Raw genomic sequence first — 17,539 nt, 5'->3', positions numbered from 1 at the left:
GCGGAAGGTACCGCCATTGACCTCCACGCCCGACAAAAATACAGGCCCGACAATGAGCGCTGATCCCGAATTTCTCTGGTACATCCCGAACCAGGTCGATCCCGGTCACCGCGGCGAGCCGGCCGTCGAGGACCACAACAGCCTGGAGACGCTGACCAGCCACGCAAAGGCGCTTGAGGAACACGGCTGGAAGGGCGCGCTGATCGGTACCGGCTGGGGCCGGCCCGACACGTTTACCGTCGCCGCCGCGCTCGCCGCGCGGACCACCTCCTTCGAGCCGCTCATCGCGATCCGCCCGGGTTACTGGCGGCCAGCGCACTTCGCATCCGCGGTCGCCACGCTCGACCAGCTGACCCGCGGTCGCGTGCGTATCAACATAGTGTCGGGCAAGGACAACCTCGCTGCCTATGGCGACAGCGAAGGCGAGCAGAACCATCGCTATGCCCGCACCAGAGAGTTCATGCGGCTGGTTCGCAGACTTTGGACCGAAGAGAACGTCACCTTTGCCGGCGAGCACTTCAAGGTCACCGGGTCTACCGTCATGCCCCGCATCCCTGTCCGTGGAAACCGTCGCCATCCCAGGCTCTATTTCGGCGGCGCGTCGGAGGCGGCCGAGCGCGTCTCGGCCAGCGAGGCCGATGTCCAGCTGTTCTGGGGCGAGCCGCTCGATGGCGTCCGGGAGCGGATCGAGCGGCTCAAGGCCTTGAGCCGGGAACTTGACCGGGACCTCCCACCTCTACAATTCGGGTTGCGGGTCACCACGCTGGTCCGCGACACCACCGGGCAGGCCTGGGCGGACGCCGAGGCGAAGGTCGCCGAAATGGCAAAGGGCCAGGGCGCCGGCTGGAATGATCATGGTCGGGCGGTAGCGGTAGGCCAGCAGCGTCTGCTCGATCTGCACACGCGCGGCGAGGTGCTGGACGACAATCTCTACACTGCGCCGGGCAAATATGGCGGCGGCGGCGCCGGCACCACCTGGCTGGTCGGCTCGGCCGCCGACGTGGCCAGTTCGCTCGGCAAGTACCGGGATCTGGGCATCACGCATTTCGTGCTCTCGGACACGCCGTATCTTTCCGAGATCAAGCGGCAAGGCGACCAGTTGCTCCCGCTATTGCGCAATAGGGTCCAAGCCGCGTTTGTTGAATGACGTGGGGTTGTCAGAACACCGAACGAGCCAGATCGCCAAAGAGGGACGACAATGCCACAGCCGGCCGCTTTCAGCATCCGCCCTTCCGACGCCGACCTGCGCGGTGAAGCAGCACTAAGGCGGCGTTACCGGGCGCCGCAAGAGGCGAAGACTGCAAACTGGAACGAAGCCCTCAAGGCGATCCTTTCACATCGCTCGGTCCGCAACTATCTCGCCAGGCCTCTGCCCGAAGGGACGCTCGAACTGATCATCGCTGCCGCCCAGTCGGCGCCGACCTCGTCCAATCTGCAGGCGTGGAGCGTCATCGCCGTCGAGGATCCGGCGCGCAAGGCGCGGCTTGCCGGACTGGCGGCGGTCAATCGCCATATCGAGCACGCGCCGTTGCTGCTGGTTTGGCTGGCCGACCTGTCACGGCTGCGCGCCATTGCCGAGGCAAACAGCCGGGCGGGCGAGGGGCTCGATTATCAGGAGAGTTTTCTGCTGGCCGTGATCGACGCAGCACTTGCCGCGCAGAATGCAGTGGTGGCAATCGATGCGCTCGGGCTCGGCTCCTGCTACATCGGCGCCATCCGCAATCATCCTGAGGCCGTGGCGCAAGAGCTCGGCCTGCCGCCGGAAACCGTGGCGGTGTTCGGCCTGACCGTTGGCTATCCCGATCTCCTGGCTGCGACCGACATCAAGCCCAGACTGCCGCAGCGTGTTGTGCTGCATCGCGAGCGCTATCAGTCAGGCGTCGATCAGGACGATCTCGCAGCGTACAACCTGACGCTTCGCACCTTTCAGCAAGAGCAGTCGATGCCCGTTGTCGACTGGACCGAACTGATGTCGAACCGCATCGGCAGCACTGCGGCGCTGAAAGGCCGTGAACGCCTGGGTGATGCGCTCAAGGCGCTGGGCTTCAAGCTTAAATAGCCAAGGCTATTCGGCAGCAACGATGGCGATGCGCGCCGGCAGTGCTGCCGGCGGTGTGAAGTCGAGTGCGCCAACCCTTCGCGCCTCAGCCTTCAGCCAGCCATGGAAGCGCTCGACGGTCGCGAGCTTCGCCTTGTGTGGCGTCGTCGCGAAGTAATAGGAAAACTCGACCGGCTGCGGCGAGCCGAAAGGGCTGACCAGCCGCCCTGCGGCAAGGTCGGGCTCGGCCAGTCGGAATTTGCCGAGACCGATGCCCTTGCCGGCAACCGCGGCGTCGAGCACCAGCGAGGACTGGCTAAGCCGTATGCCGCCGTCGACAAGGCGGCCGGACAGGCTGTTGGATCGCAGCCAGCCCTTCCAGTCGGGGCAACTTGGATCGCGCTCCGGCCCGTCCTCATGCAGGATCGGCGCGTTACGCAGCCCTTCCGGTCCACGGAAGAGGCCGTGCGTGCGGGCAAATTCGGGGCTGCAGACAGGCAGCACCGCTTCCGAGAACAGCCGTTCCGTGATGAGGCCGCTATAGGCGCCCGAGCCGTAGCGGATGACACAGTCGATATCTTCGCTGGCAAAGTCGGCAAGCCTTGTCGATGCATCGACCAGTACTTCGAGTCCGGGCACCGCCTCACGCAGCGCGTCGAGGCGCGGGATCAGCCATTTGCTGGCGAAGGAGGGCGCGACCGACACCTTGATCGGCGCATCCTCCTCGTCGCCGGAAATACGCGCGACCGATTCGACAACGACGTCGAAAGCCTCGGTGAGCCCGGGCATCAGCGCCTGACCGGCCGAGGTCAGCAAAAGCTCGCCCCGGTTGCGCTGGAACAGCGGTTGCCCCAGGTGATCCTCCAGCAGGCGGATCTGCTGGCCGATGGCGGCGGGCGTGACATGGAGTTCTTCCGCCGCTCGCGTAAAGCTCAGATGGCGGGCGGTTGCGACAAAGGCGCGAAGCGAGGTCAGCGGCGGAAGTCTCGCCAGCGTCGGTCGTAGCTTCCTCGGTTTGGCGCGAATGAGATCAACCATGAGGCGCATTCAACACGTTCGGACCCGGCGCGACGAGGGCGGGCTTTGCGCCAAAGCGCGCGGCGGAAAATTTCGTTTGCCGCAGCGTCGCGCCAGCGGGAACGGAAATCTAAAAAATCGCAATGTCTACTATTCTTGTAGAAATAAGACGGGCAGCACCGATTTGGGTGTCGGTCGGCTTCGCAGGCCTGGAATGAACCAGTCGTGCAAAGCGGCGCTTTCGGCCGACGATAGAAAATCATTCTTCCGGTTTTGCGCGACGGCAGGGATCATTGCGTCGAGGCGCCGGAGTGCGTTCGGCCGCCGGATGCAATCCGTTTTCCGGAGCCCAAGACCATGTCTGTCAATCGTCGTCATTTCAACCAGCTCTTGCTGCTTGGCGGTGCGAGCTTCGCATTGCCCGGCTTTTCCTTTGCAGCCGAAGGCACGCCCGTTCAGGGCGGCACGCTCAACTGGGCCTACTATCCCGATCCGACGTCGCTGATCGCCATCAACACCTCGTCAGGCACCGGCCAGGCGATCGGCCCCAAGGTGAATGAAGGCCTGCTTGATTTCGCCTACGACCTCACCCCGAAACCGCTGCTGGCCACGGAGTGGTCGATCAGCGATGACGGCCTGCGCTACACCTTCAAGCTGCGCCAGGGTGTCAAGTGGCATGACAGCAAGGACTTCACCTCGGAAGATGTTGCCTTCACCATCTTCCGGCTGAAGGAGGCGCATCCGCGCGGCCGCATCACCTACCAGAACGTGACAGCGGTCGAGACGCCCGATCCGCACACCGCCATTGTCGTGCTTTCGAAGCCGGCGCCCTATCTGATCACGGCGCTGAGCAGTTCGGAATCACCGATCGTGCCGAAGCATGTCTACGAAACGTTCAAGCCGGCAGAACAGCCCAAGCTGGAACAGACGATCGGCACCGGCCCCTTCGTTCTCAAGGAATGGGTGCCCGGCAGCCATCTGATCTTCGATCGCAATCCGAACTATTGGGATGCGCCAAGGCCTTACCTCGACCGCGTCGTGCTGCATGTCATTCTCGACCCGGCGGCACGCTCGGCGGCTCTTGAAACCGGCGAGATCGATATCGGCGCCAATCCCGTGCCGCTGGCCGATATCGAGCGGCTGAAGGCCAACCCCGCTTTGGTCGTCGACACCAACACCTATGCCTATTCCGGCCCGCAGCAGCAATTGTTCTTCAACTACGAGAACGAAATCCTGACCAAGCGCGACGTGCGTCTGGCCATCGCCCACGCGATCGACCTGCAGAAGCTGGTCGACATTGCGCTCTATGGCTATGCGCAGGTATCGCCAAGTCCCATCAGCACGGCACTGCCCAAATGGTATGACCCCAGCATCAAGGCGCGCGAACCCGACCCCAAACTGGCGGAGAAACTGCTCGACGATGCCGGCCATCCGCGCGGCGCCGACGGCACGCGCTTTAAGCTCCGGCTCGCCTACAACGCGTTCCTGCCGGCGTCCTATGCCGATTTCATCAGGCAGTCGCTGGCAGTGGTCGGCATCGACGCCGAGATCCTGAAGCTCGATCTGTCGACGTTCCTGAAGACCGTCTACACCGACCGCGCCTGGGACCTGGTGGTTGAGTCGCTGTCGAACACCTTTGATCCGACGCTCGGCGTCCAGCGCGCCTACTGGTCGAAGAATTTCAAGATCGGCCTCGTCTTCTCCAACGCCAGCCACTATGCGAACCCCGAGGTCGACCAGATCCTCGAAGCCGCCGCAATCGAGCCCGACGAAACGAAACGGCGCGAGCTCTGGTACAAGTTCCAGCACATCATCCATGACGACGTGGTGTCGGTCGACCTCGTTGCGGCCGGTGCCCAGATTGTTGCCAACAAGAAGGTCAGGGATTTCGCACCCGGAGCGCAAGGCATCAACAACAGCTTCGCGCAGATCTGGCTCGCGCCAAACGCATAGGCGCTCGGATTGCCTTGCCTTGGATCGGTGCGTGAAACCACCGATCCCGACTTTTCCCCATAAAGACAAATCGCGCAAACGCGGAGTACCGACCATGACCATCAACCGACGCTTGTTCAATCAGTTCCTGCTGCTGGCCGGCGCGAGTACCGCCCTACCTGCCGGGGCCTTTGCCGAAGACGCCAAGCCGGTGGCGGGCGGCACGCTCAATTTCGTCTACTATCCCGAGCCCAACCAGATCGTTTCCATCAACACCAGCGCCGGTGGACCGGCCACCATCGGGCCGAAGATTTTCGACGGCCTGCTCGCCTACGACTACGACCTCAATCCAAGGCCGCAACTGGCCACCGAATGGTCGATCAGCGATGACGGGCTCGAATATGTCTTCAAGCTGCGGCCGGGGGTGAAATTCAGCGACGGCCATGATTTGACATCGCAAGACGTGGCCTTTTCGATCTCGCGACTGCGTGAAGCGCATCCGCGTGGACGCATCACCTTCCAGAATGTCACCGACGTCGACACGTCGGATCCGCATGTGGTGAAAATCAAACTGTCTAAACCGTCCGCCGCGCTGATCTCGGGGCTGGCCGCGACGGAATCGCCCGTCGTGCCCAAGCACATCTACGAGAAGCTGAAGCCGGCGGACGATCCGTCCTTCGAGCAGATCATCGGCAGTGGACCGTTCGTGCTCAAGGAATGGGTCAAGGGCAGCCACATCATCGTCGAGAAGAACCCGACCTATTGGGATGCGCCAAAACCCTATCTCGACCGGATCATCTTCCGCTTCATCACCGATCCCGGCGCGCGCGCCGCGGCACTCGAGACGGGTGAAGTCGACATCGGCCCGAACCCGGTGGCGTTTGCCGATCTGGAGCGGTTCAAGGCGTTGCCGCAGTTCGTCGTCGATAGCACCGTCTTTGCCTATAGCGGCCCGCTGCACCAGCTGATCATCAACCTGGAAAACCCGATCCTGAAGGAGAAGAAGGTCCGTCAGGCAATCGCGCATGCCATCGATCTCGATGCGATCAATGCCATCGTGTTCTACGGCTATGGCCAAGTGTCGCCGACACCGATCAGCGTCGTCAACAAGAAGTATTTCGATCCCGATGTGAAGGCGGCGACCGTCGATACGGCGCTATCGGAAAAACTGCTCGACGAGGCTGGCTTCAAGCGCGGAGCGGACGGCATCCGCTTCAAGCTCAGGCTCACCAACAACCCCTACAACCCATGGGGCTATGCTGACTTCCTCAAACAGGCGCTAGCCAAGATCGGCATCGACGCCGAGATCCAGAAGTTCGACTTCGGCACCTATGTCAAAACCATCTACACCGATCGCACCTGGGACCTGTCGACGGAATCCTGCGGCAACATCTTTGACCCCAGCGCCGGCGCGCAACGGCTCTACTGGTCGAAGAACATCAAGATCGGGCTGCCATTCTCCAACGGCGCGCACTACGAGAACCCTGAGGTCGACCGGCTGCTGGAGGCCGCATCGGTGGAGCTTGACGAGGCCAAGCGCAAGCAGCTGTTCTTCAGGTTCCAGGAGATCATCGCCGACGAGTTGCCGATCATCAATCTGATCGCACCGCCGACCATCATCATTGCCCGCAAGACCGTCAAGAATTACGCGCCGGGTGCTGAAGGCCTGTCGGCCAGTTTCGCAGACGCATATATCGATCCGAACGCCTGAACCCGGCGGACATCAGCAAGAAAAGGGGCCGCGTCTCGACGCGGCCCTTTTCGTTTCTATGGTCTTGAGGTGCAGAACGGTCAGGCCAGAGCACGCAGCCTTGGGCTGGAGCCGACCAGAAGGCCGGCAAGGGCGATGGCTTGCGCCAGCTGTTCGCCGATGGAACTCGATTCCCAGGCGACGCCGCGCAGCGGATGGCCGATGGCAAACAGATTGCCGTGGGTCCTGCCGTCGCCGGAAATCACCTGGCCGTCATGCGTGGCGTCGATGCCGAACCCGGTCGCATGCGGCCTGACGATGCCGTTCTCCAGCAGGCTCTGGACAAACGGATCGGCGATCCGCCGCCAGTCATGCTCCTGATGGCCCCGGCAGTTGACGACACCGTCGAAACGCAGCCGTTCGACCGCGCCGCTATCGCGCCAGCGGATCTCGGCGACAATGCCGCCGGCTCGCGGATGCAGTGCCAGCACCCGTCCGGCGCCGCCCGCCCAACGGCCTTGGCTTTGCGCCAGTGCGACGCGCTCAAAGCTCGGCGGCGCCGCTCGATGCGCGGTGACGTCCCAGAAAGCGCGCAGATGGCGTGCGAACTTCAGGCGCTCCTTGTCGGTGGCGCCTTGCCACAGAGCCAGGATCCACGGCCGGATCGTCAAAGGCAGCCCTTGCCAGTCCAGCCCGGCGGCCTCGATGGCCCGGCGTTCGGCCTTTACCAAGGCAAGAAGCGCCCTCGTGGTTTTCGGCAGCGGCCGCCCGGCAAGAAAATCGCGCCACGCTTCGGTATTGCGCCGAGGCTCGACGATCTGTCCGCGCCGCGACACGACGCGATAGCTGCCCTTGAAGCCGCGCGCCTCCATGCTGGCGACGAAGTCGACCATGCTGAGACTCGAGCCGATCAGCAGCAATTGCCTGCTGCCAGCGAGCCGATCCAGTGCTGCCGAATCCCAGGGATTTGCGACATAGCGGTGATCGTTGATGATTGGTGCTTCGGTGGCCGACGGCTCGCTCTGAAAAACACCTGTCGCCAGCACGGCCTCATCGGCCAGCAATTGCTGGCCGTCGCTGGTGCCGACGCAGACTCCGGACGGACCGGTCAGCATGTCGACGGCGGATGCCTTGATGTGGCGCAGCAAGGAACGCGGATCTGCTTCCCTGACAGCCCTGGTCAGTTCCGACTGGACATAACTGCCGAACAGCCAACGCGGCGGGCTGGAGTCATGGACATCCTCGGGCGGCGTCCAGCCGTGCTCCGGCCCATTCGCCTCGAGCCAGCGAATGAGGTGATCGGGGTCCTCCGGATGCAGCGAGAAGATGCGCGCCGCGCCGTTGACGAGATGTTGCGGATCGGCGGTGCCGTAGGCAACGCCACGACCAAGCTGGGCCCGGCGTTCGATGATGGTGATCGCCAGCGGCTCAGTCGAACGATCGAGCAGCTTGATCGCGGTAAGGGCGCCGGCAAAGCCACCGCCGACGATGATGATCGAGCGCGGGGTCGAACGCGGAGGGATGATCGAAGGCGGGGAGGAGGGGGTATGAAGCATCAAGGACCTTTGCGACGCCGACGGTGCGTGGCTCTAGCCCATCGCCTCGGCGGCGACCATCGTGCTTCCCCGTAACCCGATGTCAAAAAACAATAATTGCCAGCTGGCGAAAGGCATTCTTTCGCTCAGCGCGTTTGGCAGGCGCTAGATAGGAGAGCCCTTTGCGACCAGCCCGAGAACCACTGATGACTGAAGATCGAAAGATAAGGCTTGGAGCCTTCATTCGCGGACCCGGCCATCATGTCGCCGCCTGGCGCCATCCCGATGTGCCGGCCAATCCGGGCCTGAGTTTTCAACACTATGCGGACGCCGCGCGCACTGCCGAGTGCGGTCTCTTCGACATGGTCTTCCTCGCTGACAGCCTCAGCGCGCGCAATGGCGAGCAGCCGATCGAGACTTTCGAACGCACCGGCCATGTCGTGCATTTCGAGCCGCTGACGCTGTTGTCGGCACTGTCGACCATCACGCAAAGGATTGGGCTCGTCGCGACAGCGTCAACCACCTATTGGGAACCTTTCCATCTGGCGCGGCTATTCGCTTCGATCGACCATCTGAGCGGCGGCAGGACAGGCTGGAATGTCGTCACCTCGGCCGATGCGCCCGCGGCCGCCAATTTCAGCCGCGACCAGCACCCCGTTCATGCCGATCGCTACGACCGCGCCGAAGAGTTCGTCGCCGTGGCGCAGAAGCTGTGGGACAGCTGGGACGACGATGCCTTCGTCGCCGACAAGGCTTCGGGGATCGCCATCGACCGGCACGGCATCCATGCTCTTGACCATGTCGGCAGGCATTTCCGCGTCAAAGGACCGCTCAACGTCGCCCGCCCACCGCAGGGCCATCCCGTCATCGTCCAGGCCGGTTCGTCCGATGCCGGCCAGCACCTGGCGGCGCGCACGGCGGAGGTGGTTTTCACGGCCCATCCGACCATCGAATCGGCGCGCGGTTTTTACAGCGAGCTGAAGGGCCGGCTGGGCTCCTTTGGCCGCTCTGCCGATTCCTTGAAGATCATGCCCGGTGTCTTCCCGGTCGTCGCGCCGACACGCACGGAGGCCGAGGACAAGTTCGACGCCATCCAGCGCCTCGTCGATCCGGTGGTCAGCGTGGCGCTGGTCTCGGGACTGCTCGGTGGCGTCGATCTTTCCGGCTATCCGCTCGACGGGCCGTTGCCGGAACTCGGCAGTTCAGATTCGGTGAAGAGCCGCCTGAAAGTCGTTTCCGAATTGGCCGCAAGCCGGAACCTGACCATCCGGCAATTGTACCTCGCCGTTGCCGGTGCACGTGGCCATTTCCAGATCGTCGGCACGCCAAAAGACGTGGCCGACATGATGGAGGAGTGGTTTGCCGGCGGGGCGGCCGACGGCTTCAACGTCATGCCGCCGATCCTGCCGACGGGCCTCACCGATTTCGTCGACCTCGTCATCCCGGAGCTGCAGCGGCGCGGCCTGTTTCGCACTGCTTACGAAGGCAGGACGTTGCGCGAGAATCTCGGCCTTGCGCGTCCGGTCCGTGGCGCCGCCGAACAGCAAGAGAGGAAAGCATCATGAGCGACACGACGATCGACTCGACAACGTTTCGCCAATGGCTGGCGGACGGCGAGGAACTGGCGGTGCTGGATATCAGAGACAGCGCGGCTGTCGGATATGCATCGCCGCTGTTCGCCACCAATCTGCCCGCAGATCAGGTCGAGGCGGAGATCGACCGCTTCATCCCGCGCAAAGCGGTGCGCACCGTGCTGGCCGATGACGGCAGCGGCGTTGCCGAGCGACTTGTCGAACGACTGACCGGGCGCGGACGCAGCCAGCTCTTCGCACTGGCCGGTGGAATTCCGGAATGGACGAAAGGCGGCTTGGACGGCTTGCCGACCTTCGACACGCCGGGCGTCGATTTTTCGTTGGCGATCCGCGACGAGAAAGGAACGCCGGTCATCACCGTCGACGAACTTGAAGCGCTCAAAGGCCAAGTCGCCGACGTGGTGATCCTCGACAGCCGGACGGTAGCGGAGTTCGACAAGGACCATGTGCCTGGCGCCATCAGCGTGCCGGGCGCCGAACTGGTGCTGCGCTTCGCCGACCTGGTGCCGTCGCCGGAGACGCAGGTGGTTGTCTCCTGTGCCGGCCTGCCGCGCGCAATCATCGGCGCGCAGACGCTGATCGACGCCGGTGTGCCCAACAGGGTTGCCTATCTGCACGACGGCACCAAAGCGTGGCGTGAGGCCGGCCTTGCGCTCGAGACCGGCAGGACTGCTGGGTATGGTTCGGCCAGCGAGGACGCGAAGCGCTTCGCCGGAGAGCACATCGCAAAACTCGCCGAAGGCGACAGCTTTCCGCGCATCGATGCGGCGACCGCGGCAGCCTGGGCGAAGGACGAGAAGCGGACGACCTACCTGCTTGACGTGCGCACACCGGAGGAATTCGCCGAAGCGCACATTGCCGGGTCGATCGCGTCGGAGGGCGGGCAGTTGCTCGGCGTCGCCTATCGCACCATCGCCGTGCGCGGCGCCCGCATCGTGCTGATCGACGATCTGCTTGGTGTCCGCGCGGCGACGACGGCGCACTGGCTGCAGCGGCGCGGCTTCGAGATCGCCATCCTCCTGCATGATTTCCGATCGGCCAGCCTGGTGGAAGCGGCGTAGAGCAGGAGCGTTGTCAGCCGATTCTTCGAGGCGCTATTCGGCGGCTTCCTGTTGACGGCGGCGGCCTGAGAGCACGTTCTTCTGCATCGCGGTCAGCGAAGAACGCACGGCTTTGGCGCCGTGCTCCAGCATTCTGGCCTCGTAGTGCGACAGTGCCTGGAGAAGCGGCTTGTCGCCGCGTTTGGCGGCCACGAGTTCGGGCACCAGCAACCCGGCATCGTAGATCGCGGTGTTGCCGCCAAGCGCGCGGAAATAGGTCATGGCGTGGATGGCGTCGCCCAGCAGCGTCACCTGTTTCGTCGGCCACGGATCGACTGGTTCGGAGCTATGGACATGCAGCAGCGCCACCGTCGACGGATCGGTATAGCGGATGAGGTTGAGGAGCTCCGGATGCCAGTGGCCGATCTTCGAGATCAGCAGGCTGAGCAGTTCGGCGCCGGAGAGCTTTGCCAGCGCGTCATCCGTGGCAAGCTCGTCCTTCTCATAGGCGGTGTTCCACCAGACATAGCTGGTGGTGTTGTTGAAATGGAAACCGGCAATGTCCTTGTGGGTGTCGTCGTCCAGCCCGATCAGCCCATATCTATGATAGGCTTCGACATTGACGCGGTGGCTGGTGACCATCAGCCCATGACCTTCTGTCGGCCTGACGCTGGCATTGTAGTCGAGCAGCAGCGGCGAGATCTGGTGAAGGGCTGCCGCATGCAGCGTCATCTTGCCGGCCAGGCGCCTGACACCGGTGTCGAAGCTCCCCGCATGCGGCACCAACTGCTGGCGAACGCGCGAGCGGGCGCCGTCGGCACCGACCAGCACATCGGCATGGATTGTCGAGCCGTCCTCGAAATGCACCGTTACCGAACCGTCCGGCTGCTCCTCGTAGCGTGAAAAGACCTTGCCGTAGCGCACGACACCGTCGAGGCCGGACAGCAGCACCTGGCGCAACGTGATGCGGCTCACTGATTTTTCGATATGCGTATCGTCGGGCTCGCCGGGCGCGTTGCCGCCGCCCCAGGCATCCTCGCCCAAGGTCTCGAAATTCTCGCCGAGCAGGATGTTGCGATCAGGCGCCTGGCCGAGCGTGGCGACAAAAGCCTCGTAGAGTTCTGGCGGCAAATTGGCGATCAGCGAATCGATGCCGCGCTGACGGATGCGCAGGCGGAAACCCTGGACATAATCGGTGCGGGCGCGATCCTTCTCGAAGACCGCGACACTGATGCCGTTCTTCTTCAGGCCCTGCGCCAGTGTCAGGCCACCGGGACCTCCGCCGATGATGGCGACGTCGACATGTTCGGATGCCATGACGTTGCTCACCCGACCGCCGCGAACCTGGGTCTGACGGCGGCAACAGCCGGCTTCTCGGCCACTTGGCCGGCGACGTGGCGACCGAGCGCCGCCTTGGCGGCGATCGCGCGGATCATGTGGTTCTGCGGTGCGTGGGAGCGGGCGGTCAGCGTATCGCGGTGGTGACGCTCGAGCTGGAAGTCTCTGTTTAGGCCGGGATTGCCGGCAAGCTCCAGCGCCAGCGAGGTGACGGCAACGGCATTGTCGATGACGACATGCCTGACCGTCATGCCGTCAGTGCCAACCGGTCGGCCGGCATCGACATCTTCGGCAAGCGAACGCAGCAACCGCGTGCTGGTCGCAAGCCGGACCTCGATCTCGCCCAGCCCTGCCTGGATGTGCGGCACGGTCGACAACGGCGCCCCGAGGCTTGCCGGCGCATGCGTGGTGACAAAGGTGACCAGCCGGTCACGGGCAGCGCGGGCCGCACCGTGGTACACGGCGCCGATCAGCGAAAAGAAGAACGCCGTCGAACCCTCTTCGCGCCTCAGCGGTTCGGACGCCGGCTGTGCCTCGGTAATGTCTTCGGCAGGAACAGCAACATTATCCAGAATGATATCGTCGCTGGCGGTGGCCCGCATGCCGGCGGCGTTCCACTTCTTTTCGATACGCAATCCCGGCGCATTGGTCGGCACCAGGAACGAGGCGAGGCGCGGTTGCGGCTCGTCGGTCAGCGCCAGCAAGTTCACCCATTTCAGGATCGGAATGCCGGTGACGTAGTTCTTGTGGCCGGATATCCGCCAGACATTGCCGTCACGCCGGGCAATGGTTTCCGGCGGCTTGCCGTGGGCGGGCGAGCCGATCCCCGGCTCGGCCTGCGCGGCATTGATCAACGCAGGGCCGAGACGGCCGGCCTCGACAATCCGCTGCACCAGATGGCGCGGCCATTTCCCGGATTTCCGCAGCGCGTACTGGCTGTTGTAATGCATCGCCAGCACCAGCGCCGTCGACGGCTCACCGCGGCCGATCTCGGCGATCACCGCCTGTGCTTCCGTCAGCCCGCCGCCAAAGCCGCCATGCTCGCGCGCCGTGACCAGTCCAAGCAGCCCGGCCTGGTGAAGCCGGTCGAAATTCGCGAAGGGGAATTCTCCGGTCGCGTCGTGATGCGCGGCGGTCAGCGCGAAGTCGTCGGCAAGGCTCGCTACGGTGTCGAGGAGTTGTGGGAACTCAGCAATTGTCGAGGTCATGAAGTTGGCATCCTTTCAGGCGGCGGCGCGAATGTTCACCAGATCGAGTGGCCGGCGATCGACCCAGGCCTCGACGTCGAAATCGCTGGCGAGAAAACCCCAGTCGCGCAGGAAATTCTTGTAGTGGGAAACCGCCGCGACGAGTTCGGGCTGCAGTCCAAGGCCCAGATGCTTGTGAACATCCGGGCCGTTTGCGGCCAGCACCTGCTCTTCGGTGGCGCCGGATTCGCGAGCGACGAAGCGCCGCGTCTCTTCCGGATGCGCCTCGGCCCAGGCGCTGGCGCGCAGGATCGTCTCGATCAGCCGAGCGACCAGATCGGGGGGCGTTCTTCGGCCAGCAAATCGTCGACGGTCAGCACGCGCGGCGAACCGGAATTGATGCGGATATTGGGCTCCGGGTGGAAGCCGAATTCGGCGACCTGGATGGCGCCGATCAGATTGGCGACATTGATGCCGGCCGTGCCCTTGACATAGATGGCGTCGACCTCGCCACGGATCAGGGCTGCTGCCTCCTCGCCATAGGCCTGCTTGCGCTTGAGGCCGAACAACGATGGCCCTTCCTGGCTGTCGAGCACACTGTCGGTCAGCGCGATGTCGACGATCTCGACGTCGGCATGGCTGAGGCCCTCGAGCGACAGCGCCGATACCAGGCCCTTCAGCGCCGTCGCCCGCATGAAGTCGACGATGCCTTCGGGACGCCGGGCGATGCCGAAGCGGCGGCCTTTCAGGTCTCTGGTCGTTTTGATGCCGGAGCCGGGCAAGGCGATGATGGCCTGGAACTCGTCGGTCCAGGTGATGCCGACGAGACGCGTCTTGCGCCCTTCGGAACGGGCACGGATCGGCGGCACGTTGCCGCCGTGGCGGAACGACCAGTCGAGCGTGTGGTTGAAATGGCTTTGGCGGATATCGCGGTTGGGCGAGTAGATGATCGACTTCAATTCGATCCCTTCCTTGCGGAAGGTTTCGTCGAGAAGCCCGAGTTGTGCCGCAAGTCCGACAGGCGTCGGCACCGGGCAGCGTGTGTACCAGATTTCGGAGATCGCAGTCGTGGTCATGATTGCTCCTCAGACGTTGCGCAGGCCGGCTTGCTTCATCAGCGGCAGGATGTTCTCGCCGAAGAATTCGAGATCCGGCTTGAAGTCGAAGAAGGACAGTTGCAGTCCGTCGATGCCGGCGTCCTTGAGCTTGACGAACTGGTTGACGATCTGCTCGGGCGTGCCGATGAGATAGATGTTGCCGCCGACCTTGGCGTAGGGATCGTCACGGCCTTCTCGACCTTTCCAGGCCTGGGCGTCGCTGTTGAAGGTCTGGAAGCCTTTCGGCGTGCGGCTGTCGGCATGGGCGACGATCTGGTCGGCGACCGCCCAGGCTTCCTTCTCGGTCGGACGGCTGATGACCAGCGGGTTGAGAAGCGTGCGCACGGTGCGGCCGACACCGAGGGCCGCGTCCTTTACCTTCTTGGTATGCGCCGGCAGCGCCTCCAGCGCGCTGGCTATGTCTGAGCCGGCCGGGCTGGTGACGAAGACGATGTCGGAGTAACGGCCGGCAAAGGAAATGCCGGCGTCGGAGCCGGTAGCGTTGACCAGAATCGGCCGGCCGTAATTCGGCTTCGGCGTGACAAAGCCGCCATTGAGCTTCCAGCTCGATTCTCCGGAGAAGGAGAAATTCTCGTCGTCCTGCCACAGCCGCTGCAGCACTTCGACAAACTCGGCGGCAAGTTCGTAGCGGCGGTCATGCTCGATGCGGTTCCAGCCGAACATCTCGTGTTCGACGGCGCGATGGCCGGTGACCACATTGATGCCCCAGCGGCCGCCGGAGATGTGGTCGAGAGTAGCGCCGAATTTCGCCAGATGCAGCGGATGCCACGGGCCGTAGAGAACATGCATGGTCGAGATCAGCATGATCCTCTTGGTGATCGCGGCCATGGCTGCGATGGACACGAAACTGTCAAGCGCCTGGCCGTTGAAGACACCGCCATAACCACCCTTGGGCAGCCATTGGCTGAGCGCAAAGACAAGGTCGAAGCCAAGCTCTTCCGCCCTGAGCGTCAGGTCGCGATTGTAGTCGAAGCGCCAGTCGGTCGAACGCTCCAGGGTCGAGTTGGTCCAACCACCGGCCTGGATCGGCAGGAACAGCCCGAGCAGCACCGGCTGCTGAAGCGCTTTCGACAGCGGGCTGTCGGGATAGTCGGTCGGCGCCCTGAAGAAGGGCGTGCCGACAATGGAACCAGGCTTATGGGCGAGCGTCATGGCGAACTTTCTCGGATGGAGGCAGGGAACCTGTGCGCGAAGACCGCGCACGGGTTCGGCGGATCAGGCGACGATGTGGGCTGTTGCGAGGGAGCCGGCATTGCCCTCGGCGCCCACCGTGTGGTCGGCGATGCGCTTGTTGTAGAGGGTGATTTCCGGCTGGCTGACGATGCCGATGTCGGGCAGGTCCTCGACCAGGATCTGCTGGATCGCGGCCCATTGCTCGAAGCGCTTTTCGTGGTCGACCTCGACAGCGGCCGTTTCAAGAAGTTCATCGACCTTGGGGTTGCTGTATTTCGAGCCATTCGAGAACGGCACGCCCGGCTTGAAATTCTTCGACCAGTAGAGGCGCTGCACGCCGACCGTCGGGTCGAACAGATTGCTCATGCCGTTAAAGGTGAAGTCGAAATCGCGGTCGGTGTAGATGCGCTTGGTGTAGGTGGCGAAATCCTGGCTGCGCACGGTGACCGCGATCCCGACCGCCGACAGCGCCTGCTTGATGTATTCAGCGCCACGCTTGTAGGTCTCACCGCTCGGAACATAATCGTGGACAAGCTTGAGCCGGATGCCGTCGGCGTCGCGCGGCAAGCCTGCCTGGTCGAGCAGTTTCTCAGCGGCAGCAATGTCGACCGGATAGGTCTTCAGGTCGGCGACGAACCACTTCTTCAGATTGGGATTGATCGGGCCCGGAATGGTCGCGCCATAGCCGTAGTTGATGGTGTCGCGGATGATGTCGCGGTCGATGACATGGGCGAAGGCGCGGCGGACGCGAACATCCTGGAAATAGGGTTTCTCCAGGTTGAACTCGACCCGGCTGATGCCGTTGGAATACTGGTAACCCTGCTTCTCGAAGCCGATATGCGGCAGCGTTTCGAAGCGCTGCAAATCGCTGTACGGGATCGGCGTTGCCGGCGCCAGGTCGATCTCGCCGGTCTCGAGCGCCAGTGCGCGTCCCGAGGCGTCCGGAATGAAACGCACGATCAGCCGGTCGAGATAGGGGCGCGGTGCATCCCAATAGCCGGGGTTGCGTTCGTAGACGATGTGGCTGCCGCGGACCCATTCCTTGAAGACGAATGGGCCGGTGCCGATCGGAGCCGTGTTGACCGGATTCTCGGCGGCCTTGCTGCCGTCATAAAGATGCTTCGGCACGATCGGCGTTTCGGCCGCGGCCAGCGCCGTGATCAGGTAAGGTGCCGGCTTCGACAGAACCAGCGTCACGGTCAGCGGATCCGGCGTCTGGATATCGACAAGGTTGAGGAAGGTGTTGCGGCCGCGCGGATGAACCTCCTTGATCGTGGCGATCGAATAGGCGACGTCGGCAGCGGTGAATGGCTGGCCGTCATGCCACTTCACGCCTTCGCGCAGCTTGAATGTGTATTGCAGGCCATCGTCGCTGACCGACCACTGCCTGGCCAGCGATGGCCGCGGCGTGAGATCGAAATCATAGGTCAGCAGGCCCTCGGTGGTCTTTGCCGAGACGTAGACCGAATTGAATGCGGTGTGGGCGATGGTCGTCAGCACCGGTGGCTCGGCCGACAGCAGAAATGTCGCCGTCCCGCCCTGCTTCGGCTCGGCTGCGTAGGCACTGCGCGATGCGGGCAACAGGGTGGATCCGAGCACTGTCGCCGAAAGGCCGAGGAACCTGCGGCGGTTCGGAATGAGGAAATGAGACATCGCGCCCTGGTCCTTTTTTGCTGCCGACCCCGATCGACCGGTTGTCGGCCGCCGGGTGAAAAATCCGTCGTTCCAAGAGCGGGGCCGTTTGTAAAAAGATTTGGCCGATCCGCTCCCGCACGTAAGATTTCATACTTCAAATGGCTTTTTTTGTAGCATGAAATAAAATTCTATTCTGCAGTTTCGCCATTTGCAGAACAAAATTTCTTAGATCAGATTTGACAAT

At 63.3% G+C, this 17,539-nt stretch carries 12 protein-coding genes and 1 pseudogene; 6 read left to right on the top strand and 7 right to left on the bottom strand.

Annotation, left to right across the window (positions count from 1 at the left end; genetic code table 11):
- The first annotated feature begins 52 nt into the window (after window positions 1–52).
- Complete coding sequence (locus tag ACYG97_RS15200) at window positions 53–1,147, top strand: LLM class flavin-dependent oxidoreductase (protein WP_023727407.1); 1,095 nt, start codon at window positions 53–55, stop codon at window positions 1,145–1,147.
- 51 nt (window positions 1,148–1,198) lie between these two features.
- The gene (locus ACYG97_RS15195; RefSeq protein ID WP_023733278.1) at window positions 1,199–2,059 is read left to right on the top strand and encodes an NADPH-dependent oxidoreductase; all 861 of its coding nucleotides are present in this window, start codon (window positions 1,199–1,201) and stop codon (window positions 2,057–2,059) included.
- Between the two features lie 6 nt (window positions 2,060–2,065).
- Here the strand turns inward: ACYG97_RS15195 and gcvA are convergent, their stop codons facing one another.
- Window positions 2,066–3,076 (bottom strand): transcriptional regulator GcvA, encoded by a 1,011-nt coding sequence (gene gcvA, locus ACYG97_RS15190; RefSeq protein ID WP_352757612.1) that lies wholly within the window; start codon window positions 3,074–3,076, stop codon window positions 2,066–2,068.
- 336 nt (window positions 3,077–3,412) lie between these two features.
- On the opposite strand from gcvA, the gene ACYG97_RS15185 reads away from it, so the two are divergent.
- Window positions 3,413–5,008 carry an ABC transporter substrate-binding protein gene (locus tag ACYG97_RS15185; RefSeq protein ID WP_023733277.1) on the top strand — a complete coding sequence of 532 codons (1,596 nt, stop codon included), beginning with the start codon at window positions 3,413–3,415 and terminating at the stop codon, window positions 5,006–5,008.
- Window positions 5,009–5,102: 94 nt separating this feature from the next.
- Window positions 5,103–6,698, top strand: a complete 1,596-nt coding sequence (locus ACYG97_RS15180; protein ID WP_023733276.1) for an ABC transporter substrate-binding protein — start codon at window positions 5,103–5,105, stop codon at window positions 6,696–6,698.
- A gap of 80 nt (window positions 6,699–6,778) precedes the next feature.
- Here ACYG97_RS15180 and ACYG97_RS15175 read toward each other — a convergent pair whose 3' ends face one another.
- Complete coding sequence (locus ACYG97_RS15175) at window positions 6,779–8,233, bottom strand: FAD/NAD(P)-binding protein (protein ID WP_050590372.1); 1,455 nt, start codon at window positions 8,231–8,233, stop codon at window positions 6,779–6,781.
- Between the two features lie 185 nt (window positions 8,234–8,418).
- On the opposite strand from ACYG97_RS15175, the gene ACYG97_RS15170 reads away from it, so the two are divergent.
- Together ACYG97_RS15170 and ACYG97_RS15165 are read left to right on the top strand one after the other, a co-directional pair.
- On the top strand, window positions 8,419–9,777 hold the full coding sequence (locus ACYG97_RS15170) for an LLM class flavin-dependent oxidoreductase (RefSeq protein ID WP_023733274.1): 1,359 nt from the start codon (window positions 8,419–8,421) through the stop codon (window positions 9,775–9,777).
- Window positions 9,774–10,865 (top strand): rhodanese-like domain-containing protein, encoded by a 1,092-nt coding sequence (locus tag ACYG97_RS15165; RefSeq protein ID WP_023733273.1) that lies wholly within the window; start codon window positions 9,774–9,776, stop codon window positions 10,863–10,865. The genes ACYG97_RS15170 and ACYG97_RS15165 overlap by 4 nt, the downstream gene beginning before the upstream one ends.
- A 33-nt stretch (window positions 10,866–10,898) precedes the next feature.
- On the opposite strand, the gene ACYG97_RS15160 is transcribed toward ACYG97_RS15165, so the two are convergent.
- The 5 genes and pseudogenes from ACYG97_RS15160 to ACYG97_RS15140 all read right to left on the bottom strand — a co-directional run bounded on the left by ACYG97_RS15160 (window position 10,899) and on the right by ACYG97_RS15140 (window position 17,313).
- The gene (locus ACYG97_RS15160) at window positions 10,899–12,161 is read right to left on the bottom strand and encodes an FAD-dependent oxidoreductase (RefSeq protein ID WP_023733272.1); all 1,263 of its coding nucleotides are present in this window, start codon (window positions 12,159–12,161) and stop codon (window positions 10,899–10,901) included.
- 8 nt (window positions 12,162–12,169) lie between these two features.
- The gene (locus ACYG97_RS15155) at window positions 12,170–13,390 is read right to left on the bottom strand and encodes an acyl-CoA dehydrogenase family protein (RefSeq protein ID WP_023733271.1); all 1,221 of its coding nucleotides are present in this window, start codon (window positions 13,388–13,390) and stop codon (window positions 12,170–12,172) included.
- Between the two features lie 15 nt (window positions 13,391–13,405).
- Window positions 13,406–14,445, bottom strand: a pseudogene (locus ACYG97_RS15150) (ABC transporter substrate-binding protein).
- Window positions 14,446–14,454: 9 nt separating this feature from the next.
- Entirely contained in the window at window positions 14,455–15,639 is a 1,185-nt protein-coding gene (locus ACYG97_RS15145) for an LLM class flavin-dependent oxidoreductase (protein ID WP_023733270.1), read from the bottom strand.
- A gap of 63 nt (window positions 15,640–15,702) precedes the next feature.
- A complete protein-coding gene (locus tag ACYG97_RS15140) occupies window positions 15,703–17,313 on the bottom strand; it encodes an ABC transporter substrate-binding protein (protein ID WP_023733269.1) in 1,611 nt (536 codons plus the stop codon).
- Between the last annotated feature and the right edge of the window lie 226 nt (window positions 17,314–17,539).

This window comes from Mesorhizobium sp. W067 (assembly GCF_054719525.1).
The sequence above is the reverse complement of the archived record's forward strand: the minus strand, read 5'-3'. Positions and strand labels throughout refer to the sequence as shown.